The organism is Mesorhizobium sp. B2-4-3, from assembly GCF_006442815.1.
In the GTDB taxonomy this organism is placed as follows: domain Bacteria; phylum Pseudomonadota; class Alphaproteobacteria; order Rhizobiales; family Rhizobiaceae; genus Mesorhizobium.
The window spans coordinates 146,768-167,501 of the sequence record NZ_VFVL01000011.1; the positions used below are offsets into that span (position 1 = coordinate 146,768).

Annotated in this window: 7 protein-coding genes; 6 read left to right on the forward strand and 1 reads right to left on the reverse strand. The window is 64.7% G+C overall.

Annotation, left to right across the window (positions count from 1 at the left end; all coding sequences use genetic code 11):
• Positions 1–9: 9 nt before the first annotated feature.
• Complete coding sequence (locus tag FJ956_RS13830) at positions 10–5,490, reverse strand: alpha-2-macroglobulin family protein (protein WP_140684657.1); 5,481 nt, start codon at positions 5,488–5,490, stop codon at positions 10–12.
• A 277-nt stretch (positions 5,491–5,767) separates the two neighbouring features.
• On the opposite strand from FJ956_RS13830, the gene FJ956_RS13835 reads away from it, so the two are divergent.
• The 6 genes from FJ956_RS13835 (at position 5,768) to FJ956_RS13860 (ending at position 20,426) form a co-directional block, all read left to right on the forward strand.
• On the forward strand, positions 5,768–7,696 hold the full coding sequence (locus FJ956_RS13835; RefSeq protein WP_140684656.1) for an autotransporter assembly complex family protein: 1,929 nt from the start codon (positions 5,768–5,770) through the stop codon (positions 7,694–7,696).
• Between the two features lie 2 nt (positions 7,697–7,698).
• Positions 7,699–13,752, forward strand: coding sequence for a translocation/assembly module TamB domain-containing protein (locus FJ956_RS13840; RefSeq protein ID WP_140684655.1), 6,054 nt, complete (start codon positions 7,699–7,701; stop codon positions 13,750–13,752).
• 276 nt (positions 13,753–14,028) lie between these two features.
• On the forward strand, positions 14,029–15,687 hold the full coding sequence (locus tag FJ956_RS13845; RefSeq protein ID WP_140684654.1) for an ABC transporter substrate-binding protein: 1,659 nt from the start codon (positions 14,029–14,031) through the stop codon (positions 15,685–15,687).
• Positions 15,688–15,837: 150 nt separating this feature from the next.
• Positions 15,838–16,872: an ABC transporter permease gene (locus tag FJ956_RS13850; RefSeq protein ID WP_140646109.1), complete on the forward strand. Its 1,035-nt coding sequence runs from the start codon at positions 15,838–15,840 to the stop codon at positions 16,870–16,872.
• Positions 16,873–16,884: 12 nt separating this feature from the next.
• Positions 16,885–18,042: an ABC transporter permease gene (locus tag FJ956_RS13855; protein ID WP_140684653.1), complete on the forward strand. Its 1,158-nt coding sequence runs from the start codon at positions 16,885–16,887 to the stop codon at positions 18,040–18,042.
• Between the two features lie 50 nt (positions 18,043–18,092).
• Positions 18,093–20,426, forward strand: coding sequence for an ABC transporter ATP-binding protein (locus FJ956_RS13860; RefSeq protein ID WP_140684652.1), 2,334 nt, complete (start codon positions 18,093–18,095; stop codon positions 20,424–20,426).
• Positions 20,427–20,734 lie beyond the last annotated feature (308 nt).

The window sequence follows — 20,734 nt, forward strand, 5'->3', positions numbered from 1 at the left end:
TTTTCATCGCTACCGCGCCTTCACCTCCATCACCCCGGTGGCGGTGCGGGCCGAATATTGCGGCCGGTACATGTCCTCGACGGTCGCCGCCGGATGGGCGTAGGTGCCCGGCGTCACGGCGCGCACGACATAGGCGAGCGTGATGTTGCGGTCGCCGTCGCCTTCGTTCGGATTGAAGGCGGCGACGAAGCGGTCGTCGCGGAACTCCAGATGCGCGGCGTCCGTCTGCGCCAGCCAGGAGAAGTTCGACAATTGCGCGCTGGACACCAGGCTCGGATTGTCGATCTCGAAGCCGGCCGGCAACAGGTCGGTGATCAGGAGCCGCGACGGCCATTTGTTCTGCTCATAGACCTTGAGCACGACCACGTAGCGCTCGTTCTGCCTGGCCTCGGTGACGTTGGCCTCGGTGCCGTCGAGCTTGTAATAGGTGCGCGCGATGGTGAAGCCGTCGCCGCCGGCCGGCAGCGGCTCGACCGGCGCGGCGACCGCGGTCACCACCGCCTGCAGCGGCGTCGCGCCGGTGTTGGCGATGGTGAGCGGGCTGTCGGCCAGCTCGCTGCCGGCGACCTGGTCGGAATAGCCGCCCGAATGCGGCGCGCCGTTGACGGAAAGCGTGATGGAATCATTGCCTTCCTTCAGCGACCGCGCGGCGAGCAGCATCCAGGATTCGTCCTGCGTGCTTGTCCAGCGGGCATCGGCGCGCGCCACGCCCACCAGCTTGATCAGCTGCGGCATGATGCTCGGCACCGGCTTTGATTCCGCCGCCAGCGCCAGCATCGCCGCGCCATCGCGCAGCCGCGAGCCGTAGTCCGAGCGGTAGTAGTCGTAGTCGGTTTCCGACTGCGCCAGCCTGAGCGCCGTCTGGAAGGTGGCTTGCGAACGCTGCGTGTCGCCGTAGAGCGCGAGGCTCGCCGCCAACTGAGCGACGGCCATCGGGCTGGAGAAGGCTTCGAGCTGCGTGTCGGCGTAGTAGCGCAGATCGCCGATCGAGGCCTTCTTGTTGCGGGCGAGCACGTAGAGCGCATAGGCGATCTCGCTGCCCTTGTCCTGGACGTCCTGGTCGTAGCCGAGCGAGTTCTGCAGGTTGTTCAGCGCCTGGTTCATCGCCAGCGCCGGCACGTCATACTTCTGCTCGCGCGCCCGGGTCAGGAACTCGGTGACATAGGCGTCGAGCCACAGATCGCCGGAGCCGGGGCCCCAGAGGCCGAAGCTGCCGCTTGCCGCCTGATAGGACAGCACCTTGTAGATGGCGTCCTGGATGCGGCCGTGCAGGTCCGGATCGCTCTCCATGCCGATGCTCTTGGCCATGTCGTTGACATAGAGCAGCGGCATGGCGCGGCTGGTGGTCTGCTCGGCGCAGCCATATGGGTAGCGGTCGAGGCTCATCAGAAGCGACGGCACGTCGAGCGCGGACGACTGCGAAACGCCGACGCTGACCGAGGCGCCGTCGAGCACGCTTGCGGCAAGCAGTTCCTTGTCGACCCGCAGCGAGCCGCCATTGGGCTTCAGGTCGACAACCATGCGGTTGGTGACCGGAAGCTGCGCCGGGCGCACCGGCAGATAGAGCGTCTGCTCGATTTGAGTGCCGTCGGCATGGGCGAGTTTGACGGTGACGGAGGCGTCGCCCGCAGTCTTGGCGACGAGCGGGAAGGTGAGCGACTGGCGCTTGCCCTGGGCGAGCGTCAGCTTCTCGGGCAGGGGCTTGTCGCCGGTCGAAAGATCGCCGGTCGTGGTGACCGAGAGCGCATAGTCGCCGGCCGGGCCATCGGTGTCGGCGATGTCGAGGCGCATGGTCGCCGCATCGCCCGGCGCCAGGAAGCGCGGCAGACCGGCGGTGATCACCACCGGATCGCGCACGATGACGTCGGTCTGGGCATGGCCGACCGCATCCTTGGTCCAGGCGACGGCCATGACGCGCACGGTGCCGTTGAACTGCGGGATGTCGAAATCGACGCGCGCCTTGCCGTTGGCATCGAGCTCGACCGGGCCGGAGAAGAAGGCGACCAGCTTTTCGGTCGGCGGGCTGCCTTGCGCCTGCATGTTGGCGCCGTCGCCGCCGGTGCGTATCTTGCCCATGGTGCCGAGCGAGCCGTCGATCAGGCGTCCGTAGAGATCGCGGATCTCCAGCCCCAGCATGCGCTGGCCGAAGAACCAGTCCTCCGGATCGGGCGCCTTGTAGTTGGTGAGGTTCAGGATGCCGACATCGACGGCAGCCACCATCACATAGGCATTGCTGCCGGCCTGAGCGCCGCTGACGGCGACCGGGATCGACAGCTGCTGGCGCGGCAAGGTCTTTTCCGGCGGCGTCAGCGTGACCGCCAGCTTCTTCGAGCCGGGGTCGACCGACAGCCATTGGATGCCGATGGCGCGGGCCGGCATGCGCGATTCCTGCGCGTCGCCGGGCCGGAACAGGGTTGCCGTGACATAGGCGCCGGCGCCCCAGTCGTCGCCGACCGGGATGTCGACGGTGCTGCCGCCGGCCGGCACCGTGGCGGTGACGGTCTTCAACAGCTTTTCGGCGCCGATGGTGACCAGAAGTTCGCCGGCAAAATGCGGCGAGACCTTCAGCTTGGCGACCTCGCCGGCGGCGTAGCTATCCTTGTCGAGGGCGATCTCCAGGCCGTCTGGTGTTTCAGTGGTGGTCGAGGCGACGTACCAGCCGGCATCGAACTCATAGCTGGTCGCCGGACCGTCGGGATCGGCGGTCTCGACCTCGAGCCGGTAGCGACCCCAGTCGACGGGCAGCGACACCGTCGCCTCGCCATCGGCCTTCAGATCGACCGCGCCATTGGCGACGGCCTTGGTGAGGCTGACCGCCTCGTAGTTCCAGGAATTGTTGGAACGGTACCACTGATAGTTCCGCTCGACCTTGACGAGCGACCACTGCGCCCCCTTCAGGTCCTCGCGCTTGCCGTTCGGGTCGACGGCGATGATGCTGAACTTCGCCGTGCCGCCCTGCGGCACCTCATCATCCGCGAAATCGGGGCGAATGCCGATGACGTCGCGCTGTGGGCGAACGCCGATGTCGAGCGAGCGCTCGACCGCGCGGCCGCCGGCCTCGCGCATGCGCACGGTGACCTTGGCGTTGACCAGCTTGGTGGTCGACGGCAACTGGTCGATGGTGACCGGGAAGGTCGCCTTGCCGTCGTCGCCGACCACGGGAAGGTTGGCGAGCGGCGTGACGGTCGGCTCGCTCGACTGCTCGTCTGCGAGGCCGAAGCTGAAATCCTTGAAACTGTCCCAGGTGCTGGTGGTCGACAGCGTCAGCTCGCCTTCGAGCGCCAGGCCCGCGGCCGGCGCGCCGTAAAGGAAGCGGCCGTCGACGGTGGCGTTGGCGGTTTCGCCTTGCGCGATCTCCTTCTTGTCGGCGGTCAGGTCGAATTCGATGCGATCCGGCACAAAATCCTCGACCAGGAACATCTGGCTGGCGACCGGCGCCTGCTTGGGATCGGTGTAGATCGACACCGTCCAGGTGCCGCGCATGGCGTTGGCCTCGAGCGGCAGGTCGACGGCGTGGCCGCCGGCGGACTCGCCATTGCTGATGACGCGGCGGTTCTCGACGCCGTCGGGACGCGTGAAGATGAAGGTCAGCGGCAGGTTCTCGACCGCCTTGGCGGCGCCGTCGCGGGCAAGGGCGGCGACGTGAACGTCCTCGCCGGCGCGGTAGATGCCGCGCTCCGTCCAGGCATAGACGTCGAGCGCGCCCGGCACGGCGCGGCCCTCGACGCCGCGATCCGAAAGATCGAAGCCGGCCTTGCCCATGTCGAGGAAGACGAAGTCGTTGTCGCCCTGCTTGGCCATCAGCACGGCCGGCACCATGCCGTTTTCGCCGCGGGTCAGGCCGGGATTGAAGACGGCGTGGCCCTCGGCGTCGGTGGTCGCCGTGCCGAGAATCTCGTTGTTCTTGGCAAGCAACGTCAATTCGGCACCGGAAATCGGCTTGGCCGAGCCCAGCGAACGGGCAAAGACGTTGAGGCCGTCCTGGCCGGTATAGGTGGAAAGGCCGATGTCGGAGACCACGAACCACTGCGTGGCGCGTGAATTGTAGTCGTCGCTCTTGTCGTCGACCGGCTGCGCGGTCAGCACATAGACGCCGGGCTTGCGCTGCGGGATCGCCTCGTCCACCGGGAACGAAGTGGTAACCTCCTTATTGAGATCATTGGCGATATCGAGCGTGCCAGACCAGACGGGGGCGCCCATCTGGTCCGAAATGGTGGAGATGTCATAGCCGTCGAGCTGATGCAGGAACTGATAGCCGGACAGAAGCTGCGCCAGCGAACGATCGCCGATGCGGTAGAGCGTCATCTTGGCGGCGTTCATGTTGACGGTGACGACCGGAATGCCGCGGCGCGCGCCGGCCGGCAGCACGAAGCTGTCACCGGTGAAGCGTGCCGACGGGGCGCGGTCCTGGATGTAAATCGACAGCACGACGGGCGCGGCGATCGTTTCGCCGATCGCCGCCGGCAGGCCGGCGCGGAAGGTCACGTCATAATGCTGGCCGTGCTCCAGGCCTTCGACGCAGATCTGCTTGTCCTTGGCCTCGACGGCCTTGGGCGCGGCGTTGTCGACCGTCACGAACTGCGAATAATCGACGCCGGCCTTGACCAATTCCTCGGAAAACTGGGCGCAGATGCGCGGCGAGGAGGAATCGGCATCGACGGTGTGCTCGACGATGCGAAAACCCTTGCGCGCCTTGAGGTCGGCATAGTCGGCCTGGACGGCCGGCGAGCTCACCAGGGCAAGGCTCGCCTCATAGGCCTGCAGCGAGGGCCTGTAGAGATCGCGCTTGTCGAGGCCGGCGCCAAGCAGCGCCAGCGCCTCGGCGCGGGTCTTTGCCGTGCGCACCAGCTTGTAGGCGTTAAAGGCCGCCGAGGTGACGTTCATCGGCAAAGTCGCAGGTTCGGTGGTGTTCGACGCCGGCTGCACGGCAAGCGTCTCGCGCGCCAGCGCCAGCCACAGCGTGCCGTCATCGGGCAGTACCGAGACCGCGGCCTGGTATTTCTGCATGGCAAGGCGATGGTCGCCGGTAAGCGATGCCTGCTCGGCGGCGGCCTGCAGGGCGGCAAGGCCTTCAGTCGGCTTGTCGTAGGCCGGATCGGTCAGCTTGTTGCGGAACTGCTGAGCCTGGTCGGCCATCCAGTTCGGGAAGAAGGCCAGTGCCGGCGGAGCGCCGATATCGGGATCGCCATCGACATTCGCAACCTTGCCGGCGACGGCGCCGGTGAAGGATTTCAGCTGGTTATAGTCGGATTTGAGAAAACACCATTTGGCCTTGGTGTTGTAGGTGAAGGCACGGCAGGCCGGGTCGCCGAGGCACGTGGTCTTGCACTGGTCGAGGCTGACATTCTGCTCCGACCTCAGGTCGAAGCCGAAATAGTCGGAATTGTCCGTCGTCACGATTCGCCGGGCTTCGGCCGCAAATGCCGCTCCGCCAAGGGCGAAAAAGATGAGAAGAAGGAAAGAGAGACCACGAGCCGCGCGCATTGCCATACCACCCTCCAGACATCGCCAGCGTCCGGGCATGATCAAGCTTCGTGCAAGCTTGTCAACGCCGGAGCGCCGCAGGTTTATCACCCGCGAACGGTTTCCATGCCGGCCAAAGGCCGGTATTTCGACAGAACCTCTGTGAGACTGATCACACTTTCTTGCGAAAAGGCAAAAGGTGTGAATTCCAAGCCCGGTCTATTTCAGACAATTGGATTGTGGCCCCTTTACGAACGTTGCGGAACTTCATTCCAATTTTAGTTTTGTCGACTAGGTTGTCTTAATGCCGGCGCATGAAACGCAGATGTCAGCAGGGTTCGCGCCAGGGCGCGGGCTTCCGCGTGCCCTGCTTTTCGCGCTCATCTGCTCGACCATGCTGGCCGCGGAGGTACGGCAGGCGGCGGCTTTCGAGATTTTCGGCATCAAGCTTTGGGGTTCGTCCAAGGACGAGGATGCCGATATCGTCGATCCGCTGCGCTATTCGGTGACGATAAATGCGCCTGACGCCGACAAGGATCTGGTCAAGAGGCTCGAAAATGCCTCGGCGCTGAAAAACGACGAGGACCATCCAGTATCGGGATCGCTCGGCCTGATGGCCAAGGCGCGCGGCGACCGCGAACAACTGGTCGCCGCGCTCTACGCCGATGCCCGCTACGAGGGCGTGGTCACCATCATGATCGACGGCAAGTCGATCGACGAGTTGCCGCCGGACGCCGAGTTCAAGGGGCCGCAGCCCATTCCGGTGGTCGTCACGGTTTCCCCCGGAGCGAAATTCACGTTGGGCAACATCCGGCTGAAGGGCGATGCGGCGGGATTGGCGGCAGCCGACTTCGGCTTGATCGCCGGCGGCGATGCCGGCTCCGGCGCGGTGCTCAAGGCCGAGGCGCTGATCGTGCGGGCTCTGAAGGAAGAGGGTAGGCCGCTTGCCACGGTGACGGACCGCGAGATCGTCGCCGAGCACGCCAGCTCGACGCTGGACGTGACGCTGACGGTGGCGGCCGGTCCGGTCGCCGGCTATGGCGATACGACCGTCGAGGGCACGGAAAAGGTCGATCGCGACTTCACCGAATATATGACAGGGTTGAAGCGAGGCCAGCAATATTCGCCGCAGGAGATCGACGACGCCCGCGACCGGCTGCTCGGGCTCGAAGTCTTCAACAGCGTGACCATCAAGGAAGGCGACAGGCTCGACGCCAACGGCAACATCCCGATCGGAGTCCAGGTGAGCGAGCGCAAGCCGCGCTTTTTCGGCCTCGGCGGCACCTTCTCGAACACGGAAGGCCTAGGGCTCGAAGGCTATTGGGGCCACCGCAACCTGTTCGGCCAGGCCGAGAAGCTGCGTATCGACGGCTCGATCAGCGGCATCGGCAGCAACAGCCTTTCCGCGCTCAACTACAATGCCGGCGTCATGTTCGAGAAACCGGGCGTGCTCGGGCCGACGTCGAAATTCTTCACCGGCATCAAGACGGTGTTCGAACACCCCGATGCCTATGACCATTTCTCGGTCAAGGGCGACGTCGGCGTTTCCTACGACCTCGACAAGCAGCAGCGGGTCTCGGCCGAATTCGACCTCGACTATTCGAGGATCACCGACGCCTTCGGCAAGCATACCTATCTGATCGCCAGCGTGCCGCTGCAATATGTCTATGACAACCGCGACAACAAGCTGAACCCGACCAGGGGGTTCCGCTTCCTCGCTTATGCCGAGCCGAGCTACGACATATTGAGCGGCGCGGCCTTCCTGAAGCTGAAGGGCGAGGGCTATACCTACCAGTCGATCGACACGGCAAGCAGGTTCGTGCTCGCCGAACGCGCAACGCTGGGCTCGATCGTCGGTACCGGGCTGCAGAACGTGCCCGCCGACCGGCGCTTCTATTCCGGCGGCGGCGGCTCGGTGCGCGGCTATGCCTACCAGGGCATCGGGCCGAAGGACATCGACGGCCAGCCGATCGGCGGTCTCTCCTTCTTCGAAACCTCGGTCGAGATGCGCATCGGCGTCACCGACACGATCGGCATCGTTCCGTTCGTCGATGCCGGCACGGTCTCGACCAAATCCTTCCCGGATTTCTCGGATGTGAAGGTCGGCGCCGGCGTCGGCCTGCGCTACATCACGCCGTTCGGTCCGCTGCGCATCGACGCCGCCGTGCCGCTCAACCGCGATCCGGGCGACCCGCATTTCGGCATCTATGCCGGCATCGGCCAGGCGTTCTGACGATGAAGATTTTCCGGCGCATCCTCCGCATCTGCCTCTACACGCTGCTGATCCTGCTGGTGGTGGCGATCGGCGCGCTTGTCGTGCTTACCGGTACCGAAGGCGGCCGCCAGAACCTCGCCGGCCTGATTTCGAAGATGGCTTCGAACGAGGACCGCAAGGTGACGGTCGCCGGTATCGAAGGCATCTGGTCAGGCGCATTGAGGGTCGACCATGTGGTGCTGGAAGACCGCGCCGGGCCCTGGATGGTGGCGCGCAAGGTGGCGCTCGACTGGTCGCCGACGGCGCTGCTCTCCTGGAATTTCAATGCCGACCGCTTTGCCGCCGAGCGCATCGAGCTGGCGCGGCTGCCGCAGCCAAGCCAGCAGCCGTCGCAAGGTGGCTCGTCCAGCCTGCCGGTGTCGATCGACGTGAAGCAGATCGACCTGCCGGAGATCGCGCTGGGACAGGAGCTTGCCGGCAGCGGCATCGCCGAACTGGCCGCCAAGGGCTCGCTCAAGGCGGATCCATCGCCGCTGGCGATCGAGAGCGTGCTGAACGTCAGCCGCCATGACGGCAAGCAAGGCAATGTCGACGCCAAGATCCACTTTGCGCCAGCCGACAACAAGCTCGACCTCGATCTCAAGGCGTCGGAGCCGGCGGGCGGCATCATCGCCAATTTGCTCAAGCTGCCGGATGCGCCGCCCGTCAACATCGTGGTTTCCGGCAGCGGACCTTTAGCCAACTGGAGCGGCGTCGGCACCTTCATGGTCGACGGCCGGATCATCAGCCAGTTGACCGGCAGGCACCAACTCACCGACAGGGGCCACCGCATCGAGGCCAAGGGCGACGGCGAGTTCGAAGGCTTCCTGCCGGAGAAGATAAAGGCGCTTTTTGCCGGCAAGACGAGCTTCGACCTCGCCGGAACGGCGACCACGTCGGGCGGGGTCGATATCGAGCGCGCGACCATAGAGAGCGATGCGGTGCACGGCGCCGCGACTGGCAATGTCGATCCGAAGGGCGCCAGCGACCTCGCTGTCGAGCTCTCCGCCAAGGACAAGCCGGTCACCATCGATGTCGGCAACAGCGCTGCACCGATCCTGGTCGCGGTCGAAAAGGCAACGGTGCGCGCTTTTGGCGACGGCAAGGCGCCGATGGTCGATATCGGCACGTCCCTTACCTCGGTGGCCGTCGGCGGGACCCAGCTCAACAATATTACGGGCGAGGTCCATTCCGACGGCTTCGATATCGAGGCCCTTAGCGGCCCGGTCAGCATCAAGCTCGCAGCCGCCGGCCTGAAGACGGACGTGGCGACGCTGGCGCCGCTGGTGACCGGCAAGCTCGCCGCGGATCTGTCCGGCACGATCAGCCGTGAGACCGTGGCCATCGAGAAGGGTACCCTGCGCAGCGACGCGCTCAATGCCGGGCTGACGGCAAATGTGGCGCTCGCCGATCTGTCGATGACGCTGAAGATGAATGCCGACGCCGTCTCGAAAGCATTGCCGCCGCAGATCAGCTCGCTGCTCGGCGAGCGGGTGAAGTTCTCAGCCACCGCCACGCGCGATCCGCAAGGCGCGTTCGCCGCCAACTCGCTGGAGATCAGCTCCGGCTCGCTTAGCGCCAGGGGCACCGGCAGCATGCAGGGCTCGGACATCCAGGCCAGCGTCAAGGGCACGTTGGGCGACGTCTCGCCGCTGTCGTCGCTCGCCGGCACACCGCTTGCCGGCGGGGTGAACTTCGCGCTGAGCGCGAGCGGTCCGCGTTTGGCGCCGGATTTCACGGTGTCAGCCGACAGCGCCAGCTTGACGGCCGCCGGCCGCACGGTGAAGGACATCAAGCTCTCGGCCAAAGGCAAGGCCGACATCGCCAATCCGACCGCCGACGTCTCGCTGACCGGCAACGCCGAGGGCCAGGCGCTGGATATCGAAGCCTCGCTGGTGACCGCCGACGGCAAGCGCTCGATCAAAGGGCTAAGCCTGGCGCTCGGCGACAACAAGGTTTCGGGCGATCTCGCGCTCGACGACAAGTTCCTGCCGCTCGGCACGCTGACGCTTGCCGTGCCCGACATCGGGCCGCTTGCCGCTCTGGCAAATCAGACCGCGACCGGCGACATCAACGGCACGATCGCCTTCGCCAAGGAGGGCGAGGCGCCAACCGTCACCATCAATGCGGCCAGCACGTCGATCGCGCGCGGCGATCTGGCGGCAAAGACGATCACCGTCAACGCGCTGATCGCCAATTACCTCAAGGGGCCGGCGATCTCTGGCACGATCAAGGCTGACAGCGTGACCTCTGGCAGCACGGTCATCAGCGGCATCGGCATCGATTTGAAGCGCGACGGCGACTGGACGAACTTTACCGGCGGCGCCACGGCGTCCGGCATTCCGGCCACAGCCACCGGGCGGGTGAAGATCGCCAACGGCACGACGAGCGTTGAAATCGCTTCCGGCGAGGCGACGGTGCGTGGCATCAAGGCGGCCATCGCCGAACCATCCAGCCTTTCCATCGCCAACGGCGTGGCCTCCATCGAGAAGCTCGCGCTCAATCTCGGCGGCGGTTCGGCGACGGTTTCGGGCACGGCTGGACAAACGCTCGACCTGACGGCAAGCCTCGCCGACCTGCCGGTGGCGCTCGCCAATGATTTCGTGCCCGGCCTCAACGGGGCGGGAACGGTGGAGGGCACCGTGCACGTCACGGGTCCCTCGTCCAGCCCCGACGTGCAGTTCAACGCCAAGGTGGCGGGCGCCGAAACCAGCCAGACCCGGCAGGCGGGGCTCGGGCCGCTGGGTCTGGATGCTGCCGGCAGCTACACACTGGCGGGCGGCGTGGCCCTGGACCACGCCACGCTTTCGGGCCAAGGGATTTCGGGCAAGGCGGCCGGCACCCTCAATCCCAACGGCGCCAGCGATTTCTCCCTCGACCTTATATCATCCGGGCCTAGCCTGCCGTTGACGGTCGGCAGCGCCGAGAGCCCGGTCAGGATCGCGGTCCAGTCCTTGTCGGCAAGGATGGCGGGCGAGAGCACGCAAGCGCGGCTCGATGTGTCCGCAATCCTGCCTTCCATTGCCGCCAGCCAGGCGAAGGTGGACGGTCTTACCCTGGCGCTGCATTCGGATGCCTTCGACCTCAAGGGGCGGGCAGGTCCGGTCTCCGGCACGGTATCGGTGGACAGGATCGGCCTCGACAATCCCATGCTGGCACCGCTGATCGCCGGCAAGGTCACGGCGAAGGTCAACGGCCGTCTCGCAGCCGATGCCGTCGCCGTCAACAGCGGTTCCTTGACGAGCGATGCGCTCAACAGCCAGGTCGCCGGCCGGATATCGCTGGGCGACGGTGCCGTCGACCTCAATATGAAGGCCGATGTCGTTTCTTCCGCCCTGCCGGCGGCGGTGCGCGGCATGCTTGGCGAGAGCGCTGCGTTGAGCGCCTCGCTGAAGCGCGATGCCAATGGCAATGTCAATGTCGACGGGCTGAAGCTGAATTCGGGCGCGCTCACCGCCGATGGGCAGGCGAGCCTTGCCGACAGCAAGCTGGCCGCCGGGATCAGAGGCGCGTTGAACGACGTTTCAGGGCTCTCGAAAGACGCCAAGGGCGCCATTGCCTTTGCCCTCAATGCGCAAGGCCCGGTCACCGCGCCCGACCTGTCGATGACGGTGAGCAGCGACCGGCTTTCGGTGGCGGCGCGCGAGATCACCGGGCTGAAGCTGACGGCCACCGGCAAGGCCGACGCCGCCAATCCAGCGGCCAATGTGCAGCTCACCGGCAACGTCGCCGGGCAGAACCTGCAAGGCAGCGCGGTGCTCGCCACGACCAATGGCAGCCGCGCCATCAACGGGCTTTTGCTGTCGCTCGGTCCGAACAAGATCTCCGGCGATCTCACCCTCGACGATGCCTTCGTGCCGGTCGGCACCGTTTCGCTCGACCTGCCCGACATCGGGCCGCTGGCCGCGCTGGCGCTGGAAAAGGCCGAGGGCAATGTGCGCGGCACGATCGCTTTCACCAAGGCGGCCAACGGGCCCAACGTCGCGGTCAAGGCGAACACCTCGGAGATCAAGCGCGGCGATCTCTCGGCCAGGAATGTCGCCATTGACGCGCAGATCGCGAACTACATGGCAGCACCCGTCATTGCCGGCACGGTGCGCGCCGAGAGCGTGACTTCCGGCGGGACCGCCATCACCGGCATCGATGTCGATCTCAAGCGCGACGGCGACTGGACCGGCTTCTCGGGTGGCGCCACCGTCAAGAACATCCCGGCGAAGGCGGCCGGCCGCGTGAAGGTCGCCAACGGCACGACGACCATCGAGCTCGCGACCGGCCAGGCGACGGTGCAGGGCATCAAGGCGGCGATCGCGCAGAACTCGACCGTGACCATCGCCAACGGGGTGACGACGCTCGACCGGCTGGTGCTCAACCTCGGCGGCGGCACGGCGACGGTGACGGGCAAGGTCGCGCAGGCGCTCGACATAAATGCCAACCTGGCGAGGGTGCCGATCTCGCTCGCCAACAGTTTTTCGCCGGGTCTCGACGCGGCCGGCTCGATCTCGGGCACGGTCAAGGTCACCGGTGCCCCGGCGGCCCCCTCGGTCGCCTTCAACATCGATGCTTCCGGCGTGCAGACCTCGCAGACGCGCGGCGCCGGGCTCGGCGGCATGAATGTATCGTCGTCTGGAACCTTCGCCGGCAACAAGCTCGGTTTCGACGCCAACATCAGCGACGGCGCCGGCCTCGGTCTCAAGGGCGGCGGCTCGGTGACGACGGCGGGCGCGCCGGCGCTGGTGCTCGACTTCAATGGCAAGGTGCCGTTCTCCTTCCTTGCCTCGAAACTCGCCGCGCAAGGGCTGGGGCTGATTGGAACCGCCAATGTCAATGTCCAGGTGCGCGGTCCTGCGTCGTCGCCGGTGATCGGCGGAACGGTCAGCACTTCTGGCGCCCGGCTGGTCGACGCGCGCTCCGGCCTGGCGGTCAACGACATCGCCGCCGACATTTCGATCGGCGGCGGCGTCGCCAGGATCAATCGGCTCACCGGAACACTGTCGACACGCGGCAACCTGTCGGCGAGCGGCACGGTGGGCATCACGCCGGCGCAAGGTTTTCCGGCCGATCTGTCGATCAAGCTCACCGACGGCCGCTACACCGACGGCCGGGTGGTGACCGCCAATCTCGGCGGCGACCTGACCGTCAAGGGCCCGCTCGTCTCGGCGCCGGTGATCGCCGGCACGATCAACCTGGCGAGGACGGTCATCACTGTCCCGGAAAAGCTGCCGGGCTCGCTTTCGGCGCTGGATGTCAAGCACAAGAACGCGCCGGCTTCGGTACGGGCGCAGGACAAGGCGCTGCGTCCGCCGACGTCCAGCGGCAGCAGCAACGGCGGCAGCGGCCTGACGCTCGACGTGACCGTCAACGCGCCGAACCAGATATTCATCCAGGGCAGGGGCGTCGACGCCGAGCTCGGCGGCTCGCTGAAGTTGACGGGCCCTGCCTCGGCGCCGCAGGCAATCGGCACTTTCACCCTGCAGCGCGGACGGCTGATCATCCTCTCCAAGCGGCTGACCTTCACCGAGGGCACGATCGGGTTCCAGGGTTCGCTGGTGCCCTATCTCAACATGACGGCGACCACGACGACGAGCAGCGCCACGGTCACGATCCTCGTGTCGGGCGAGGCGACCAATCCGAAGTTCACCTTCTCCTCGGTGCCGGCGCTGCCCCAGGATGAGGTGATGGCGCAGCTCATCTTCGGCCAATCCATGTCGAAACTGTCGCCGCTGCAGATCGCGCAGCTTGCGAGCGCCGCCGCGCAGCTGGCTGGCGTCGGCGGCTCGACGTCGTTGCTCGAGAACCTGCAAAGCGCCATCGGCGTCGACGATCTCGACGTGACGACGGACGAGAAGGGCGGCACCGCGGTTTCGGCCGGCAAGTACCTCAACGACCGCACCTATGTGACCATACAGAAGGGCGACAAACCTGGCTCCGGCAAGGCCACGATCGACCTCAATGTCGGCCGCGGCGTGAAGCTGCGCGGCGAGGCCAATGACGCCGGCGAAGCAAAGGGCGGCGTCTTCTACGAACGCGAATATTGAGGCTGCGCGGCCGTTCCAAGGCCAGCCCAAGCGGCCGCTCGCCGCGGCCACAGAGCCCCTATCCTCATAAAATGTATTGATTTAATCGCCCGCGACGATTTTTTGGAAAATCCGCCTCACGCTAACAAATTTGCGTCAAGACTGTCGCTATCGCGCGAACCGTATTGCAACCAAAGATGCACATTCCCTAACATGTTCCCACTTCACACCGTGTTTTGACATCACGGCTTGGATGCGGAATGTTACAAGGCGGAAAGCCAACAATGGGAGTAAGTCATGGCAATCTATAAGAGCAATGGTGATCGCGTTCCGGATCACATCCTGAAAATGGCCGAAGAAGCCAAATCGGGCGGCGTGGACCGCCGCGAGTTTCTGGCTTTGGCAAGCGTCTTCGGCGCATCGACGGCAATGGCCTACGGCATGCTCGGCCTCGCCGCGCCTACCCCGGCCCGGGCCGAGGACGTGCAGGGCAAGAAGGGCGGCGTGATCAAGGTCGCGATGTCGGTCAAGGATCCGAAGGATCCGCGCACCGCTGACTGGTCCGAAATCTCCAATGCCGAGCGCCAGGCGCTCGAGCCGCTGGTGAAATACACCAAGGAATACACCTTCGCGCCCTATCTCTTGGCAAGCTGGGACATCAATGACGACGCCACTGAATACACGCTGCATGTGCGGCCGGGCGTCGAGTGGAACAACGGCGACAAGTTCACCGCCGACGACGTGATCTACAATTTCACCCGCTGGGCCGATAAGGGCGCGGAAGGCAATTCGATGCCGGGCCGCCTCGGCAGCCTCGTCGACGACACGACCAAGAAGCTGCGCGACGGCTCCGTCGTCAAGGTCGACGACATGACGGTCAAGCTCAAGCTGACCAAGCCCGACATCGCCATCATCCCGAACCTGTGCGACTACCCGGCGCTGGTTGTGCACAAGACCTTCGACGAGAAGGGCGCCAACTTCAAGAACTGCCCGATCGGCACCGGTCCGTTCGAGCTGGTCTCCTACGACGTCGGCCAGAAGGTGGTCTACAAGCGCCGCGAGACCGGCAAGTGGTGGCAGGGCGAGGCCTTCCTCGACGGCGTCGAGTTCATCGATTACGGCACCGATCCGGCGGCGACCGTCTCGGCTTTCGAGTCGGGCGAAGTCCAGACCAACCACGAAACCACCGCCGACTACATCAAGATCATCGCGGATGTCGGCGCGCCGGTTTCGGAAGTCGTGACGGCAGCCACGGTTGTGTCTCGCTTCAACGTCACCAAGAAGCCCTATGACGACCAGAAGGTTCGTCAGGCGATGTTGCTTGCCGTCGACAACGCCACCGTGCTGCAGCTCGGCTATGGCAATGCCGGCACGCCGGCCGAAAACCACCATGTCGCGCCGATCCATCCGGAGTATGTCAAGCTGCCGGAGGTCAAGCGCGACATCGCCAAGGCCAAGCAAATGCTGACGGAAGCCGGCGCGATCGATTTCGAGCACGAGCTGATCAGCAACGACGAGGACTACCACAAGAACACCACGGACGCGATCGCGGCTCAGCTGCGCGAGGCCGGCATCAAGGTGAAGCGCACCGTGCTGCCGAGCTCGACCTTCTGGAACGACTGGACGAAGTATCCGTTCTCGGAAACCAACTGGAACATGCGTCCGCTGGGCATCCAGGTCATCGCCATCGCCTACCGCACCGGCGAAGCCTGGAACGAGACCGCTTACGCCAACCCGGACTTCGACAAGAAGGTGAACGAGGCGCTCGGCATCGCCGATGCGGAGAAGCGCAAGGTTGTGATGAAGGACATCGAGCAGACGCTGCAGGATTCCGGCATCATCATCCAGCCTTACTGGCGCAAGCTCTACATCAACATCAAGCCCGAGGTGAAGAACCACTCGATGCACCCCACCTACGAGCACGACTTCGGCAAGGTTTGGCTCGACCAGGCGTGATCCATGGCGCGATGAATACGAGGGGCCGCGGTCCCTCGTATCTCAAGCTCCGTCGCCGCTGCATATCCCGCGGCGGTGGCGGAGGTCTCATCCGCTTTTCGAAACAGGGTTGAACCTATCTGACCCCAACCCGGCCGGCAGGGGGCGCGCATGTTCTCATTCATCGCCAGACGCATCGGCACCATACTGCTCACGATGCTGTGCCTGACGCTGGTCGTGTTCTTTCTCGTCAATCTCGAGCCCAATCTCAAGAAACTGGCGATCAGCCAGACCGAGATGCACACGCCCGCCGACCAGCTTGAAAGCTGGCTGGTCAACCATGGCTACCGGCAGAATTTCTTCGTGCGCTACGGCCAGTGGCTGGGCGTCCTGCCGAAGCATCCGATCACCGATCCGGCGACCGGCAAGACGACGCAACGCTTCTCCTTCTGCAACGACCCGATCGAGCCGACATTCTCCGGCGTTCTGCAAGGCGATTTCGGTTGCTCGACCAAGTTCAAGACGACGGTCGGGGCCAAGCTTTTCCCGGCCCTCGGCGCCACCGGATTGCTGATGTTCTGGGTGCTGGCGGTGATGGTGCCGATCTCGCTGCTGATCGGCATTCTCGCCGGCATGCGCGAAGGCTCGCGCACCGACCGTGTGCTGTCCGTGGCCTCGATCGCCTCGACGGCGACGCCCGAATATGTGTCGGGCGTCATCTTCACCGTCATCTTCGCATCCTGGCTCGGCTGGCTGAACGGCTCGGCCGCGTCCGCCAGCCAGGGCATCACCTTCTACAATTTCACGCTGCCGGTGATCACGCTGGCGATCTACGGCATCGGCTATATCGCGCGCATGACACGCGCCTCGATGGTTGAGGTGATGACGCAGCAATATATCCGCACCGCCCGGCTGAAAGGCCTGTCCTTCAGCAGCGTGGTCATCAAGCATGCGTTGCGCAACGCGCTGATCGCGCCCTTCACCGTCATCATGCTGCAGTTCCCGTGGCTGCTCACCGGCGTCGTCATCGTCGAGGTGATGTTCCGCTACCAGGGCTTTGGCTACACGCTGGTCGAAGCAGCCGGCAACAACGACATCGATCTGCTGCTCGGCTGCTCGCTGGTCTCGGTGTTCATCGTGCTGATCACGCAGCTCATTTCCGATGTCGGCTACGCGTTTCTCAATCCGCGTATCAGGGTTCAGTAGGGGGCAGGGCCGATGCAAACGGAATATATCAGCGCCTTCGACGTGGTTATCGGCGTGCTCTGGCGGTTCTGGCCGGTGTGGGTCGGGCTCATCCTGGTGATGGGCGCCAGCTTTACCTACAAGAAGCGGCTCGGCCTCTACGGCCAGCTCTTCGACAGCGGCGTCGGCATCGCCGGCGTCTTCATCTGCCTGTTCTGGCTGTTCACGGCGATCTTCGCCTCGACCATCTCGCCCTTCGACCCGCTGGCTCAGGTCTCGGTGATGAAGGACACGCTGCCCGGCGCGATCGAGCCGGCATCGAAGCTCGTCTATTATTTCGGCGGCGACAAGCTTGCCCGCGATGTGTTCTCGCGCATGGTCTATGGCAGCCAGATCGTGCTGATCATCGCGCCGGCCGCCACCGGCTTCGCGCTGATGGTCGGCATCACGCTCGGCCTGCCGGCCGGCTACTATGGCGGCAAGATCGACACGCTCTTGTCGTTCCTTGCCAATCTGGTGCTGGCCTTCCCGGTGATCCTTCTGTTCTACCTCCTGGTGACGCCGGGCATCATGGACACGCCGATCCCCTATGCGATGGCGGGATTGTTCTTCCTGTTCCCGATCATCTTCTTCAGCGTCCTGTTTTGGACGCGGTTCAAAAACCGGCCGGATCGGCTCTATATCCTGCTTGGCATCACGCTGGTGGTCGGCGGCTGGATCTATGCGGGCCTCGTCTTCGACAAGGATCCGTTCCATATCGTCCACATCGATCCGAACCAGCTCAACATCTTCGTGGCGGTGGTGTTCGCTTCCAGCCCGGGCGTGTTCCGCATCGTGCGCGGACTGACCATGGACATCAAGACGCGCGACTATGTGGCGGCGGCGCAGACGCGCGGTGAATCGCCCTGGTACATCATGCTGTGGGAGATCCTGCCCAATGCGCGCGGTCCGCTGATCGTCGATGCCTGCCTGCGTATCGGCTACACGACGATCCTGCTCGGAACGCTCGGCTATTTCGGCCTGGGCCTGGCGCCGGAAAGCCCCGACTGGGGCACCGCGATCAAGGACGCCAGCCGCCTCTTGCGTTCCTTCATCCACCCGGCGCTGCCGCCGACGATCGCATTGATGTCGTTCGTGCTGGGGCTGAACCTGTTGGCGGATTCGCTGCGTGAACAGTCGATGAAGGATTGATGGCGGCGGTTTCGGCCCCATCTTCCAAGAACCAAGGATTGGAGCGACCCATGAACGAGGCAGTTCGAGATCCAGGCAAGCCGACCAATGGGCCGATCATCGAGATCGAGAACCTCTCGATCTCCTTCTTCACCCGCAAGGGCGAGATCCCGGCCGTGATGGATTTTTCTTGCACGGTCATGCCCGGCGAGGCGATGGGCATCGTCGGCGAATCCGGCTGCGGCAAGTCGACCGTGTCGCTCGGCATCATGCGCGACCTTTCCAACATCGGAAAGATCGTCGGCGGCAAGATCAAGTTCCAGGGCAAGGACATGGGCGAGCTCTCCGAGGAGGAGCTGCGAGCCATCCGCGGCAACAAGATCGCCATGATCTACCAGGAGCCGATGGCGAGCCTCAATCCGGCGATGAAGATCGGCCAGCAGCTGATGGAAGTGCCGCTGATCCATGACAAGGTGTCGAAGGAAGAGGCGCACGCCAGAGCGCTGGAGATGGTGCGGGCGGTGAGGCTGCCCGATCCCGAGCGCATGATGCGCTCCTATCCGCACCAGCTTTCCGGCGGCCAGCAGCAGCGCATCGTCATCGCCATGGCGCTGCTTTCCAAGCCGGCGCTCTTGCTGCTCGACGAGCCGACGACGGCGCTCGACGTCACCGTCGAGGCCGGCATCGTCGAGCTGGTCAAGGGGCTGGGCGAGAAGTTCGGCACCTCGATGATCTTCGTGTCGCACAATCTCGGCCTCATCCTCGAGACTTGCGACCGCATCACGGTGATGTATTCGGGCGAGGCGGTCGAGACCGGCAAGATCAAGGACGTGTTCGACCGGATGCGCCATCCCTATACGCAAGGGCTGTTCCGCTCGATCCCGCTGCCCGGCGCCGACAAGAACTCACGGCCGCTGATCTCCATTCCCGGCCAGTTGCCGCTGCCGCATGAGCGGCCGAAGGGCTGCAATTTCGGGCCGCGCTGCCACCATTTCGTCGAAGGCGTCTGCAATGCCGCGGAAATCCCGATGATCCCGGTCGACGGCCACGAAGGGCATTTCTCGCGCTGCGTGAGGTTCAACGAGATCGACTGGGAGGCGCTGCCGCCCGGCGCCAAGAAGGTCAACGAAAAGGTCGAGCCTGGCGCGCCGGTGCTCAAGATCGACGATCTCAAGAAATACTACAGGGTCGGCGGCAGCGAGGTGTTCGGCTCCCGCGAAGGCCGCGTCGTCAAGGCCAACGAGACGATCTCGTTCACCGCGCGCGAATCCGAGACGGTTGCGATCGTCGGCGAATCCGGCTGCGGCAAGTCGACACTCGCCAAGGTGCTTCTGGGGCTGGAGACCGCCAGTTCCGGCACGGTGACGCTGGGCAACAAGGAGATCCAGTCGACCGGTATCGAGAGCCGCAATGTCGAGACCGTGTCTTCGATCCAGATGGTGTTCCAGAACCCGTTCGATACGCTCAATCCCAGCCACAGCGTCGGCTCGCAGATCATCCGCACGCTGGAGAAGTTCAAGGTCGGCAAGAATGTCGCCGAGCGGCGCCAGCGCATGCTGGAGCTGCTCGACCTGGTGAAGCTGCCGCGCGCCTTCGAGACCCGCAAGCCACGCCAGCTGTCGGGCGGCCAGAAGCAGCGCATCGGCGTCGCGCGCGCCTTTGCCGGCGATGCGAAGGTGGTGGTGGCCGACGAGCCGGTCTCGGCGCTCGATGTCTCGGTGCAGGCGGCGGTGACCGAACTCTTGATGGACATCCAGCGCAAGAACAAGACGACGATGCTGTTCATCAGTCACGATCTGTCGGTGGTGCGCTACATCGCCGACCGCGTCGTCGTCATGTATCTCGGCTATATCGTCGAGCAAGGCACGACCGACCAGATCTTCTCGCCGCCTTACCATCCCTATACCGAGGCGCTGCTGTCGGCGATCCCGATCGCCGACACGAGCGTGGTCAAGAAGCACATCGTGCTCGAAGGCGACATCCCGTCGGCGATGAACCCGCCGACCGGCTGCCCGTTCCAGACGCGCTGCGGCTACAAGAAGCTGGTGCCGGACAATCTGTGCGAGACCAAGGTGCCGCCGGTCAAGAACCTCGGCGACGGCCATATGAGCCTGTGCTGGCTTGCCGACGACGTGCTGGCCAAGATGGAGCCGGTCATCAAGTTCGACAAGGACCATGCCGCCCATGAAGGCGTGCCGGATGATGCGCCGCATGGCGAGGGGCCAGGCTTTGCCGGTTCGCCGCCGCAGCGTCCCGACGGCAAAAACGCCAGCGCGGAGGCCGATGCGATCGGAGAGGGCGTCCAGGAGAACGACGAGGTGCTCAAAGCCCGTCGCCACGAAGTGCGCGATGAGGATTCGGAAACCGGTGTCCCAAGGCCGAAGGACACGACAAGGCGGCACTAGATCCGGTTCCTTAACATAGAAATTTTTGACCGGTTGGCTATGTGTGCGTTGGCAGAGCCCATGCCTTGGCGATTGGCCGAGACGCCTATCGCAATCGTCATCCACGGGCGGAGCAAGGAGCGTAGCGACGCGCGCAGACCCGAGGATCCATGCCGTGACATGGAAGCGCCGCGACGGCCCAGAAATTCTGCACCGTTGCGCACTTCGGTCTAGGTAACGGAATGGATTCTAGGGTCTGCGCGCGTCGCTACGCTCCTTGCTCCGCCCTAGAATGACGAGGTTCAGGAGCCTTCAGCTCATCGCCAGCG

Excerpts from the sequence above, each read along its gene's own strand:
- FJ956_RS13830 (WP_140684657.1), bottom strand. The coding sequence starts at position 5,490 with ATGGCAATGCGCGCGGCTCGTGGTCTCTCTTTCCTTCTTCTCATCTTT.
- FJ956_RS13835 (WP_140684656.1), top strand. The coding sequence starts at position 5,768 with ATGCCGGCGCATGAAACGCAGATGTCAGCAGGGTTCGCGCCAGGGCGC.
- FJ956_RS13840 (WP_140684655.1), top strand. The coding sequence starts at position 7,699 with ATGAAGATTTTCCGGCGCATCCTCCGCATCTGCCTCTACACGCTGCTG.
- FJ956_RS13845 (WP_140684654.1), top strand. The coding sequence starts at position 14,029 with ATGGCAATCTATAAGAGCAATGGTGATCGCGTTCCGGATCACATCCTG.
- FJ956_RS13850 (WP_140646109.1), top strand. The coding sequence starts at position 15,838 with ATGTTCTCATTCATCGCCAGACGCATCGGCACCATACTGCTCACGATG.
- FJ956_RS13855 (WP_140684653.1), top strand. The coding sequence starts at position 16,885 with ATGCAAACGGAATATATCAGCGCCTTCGACGTGGTTATCGGCGTGCTC.
- FJ956_RS13860 (WP_140684652.1), top strand. The coding sequence starts at position 18,093 with ATGAACGAGGCAGTTCGAGATCCAGGCAAGCCGACCAATGGGCCGATC.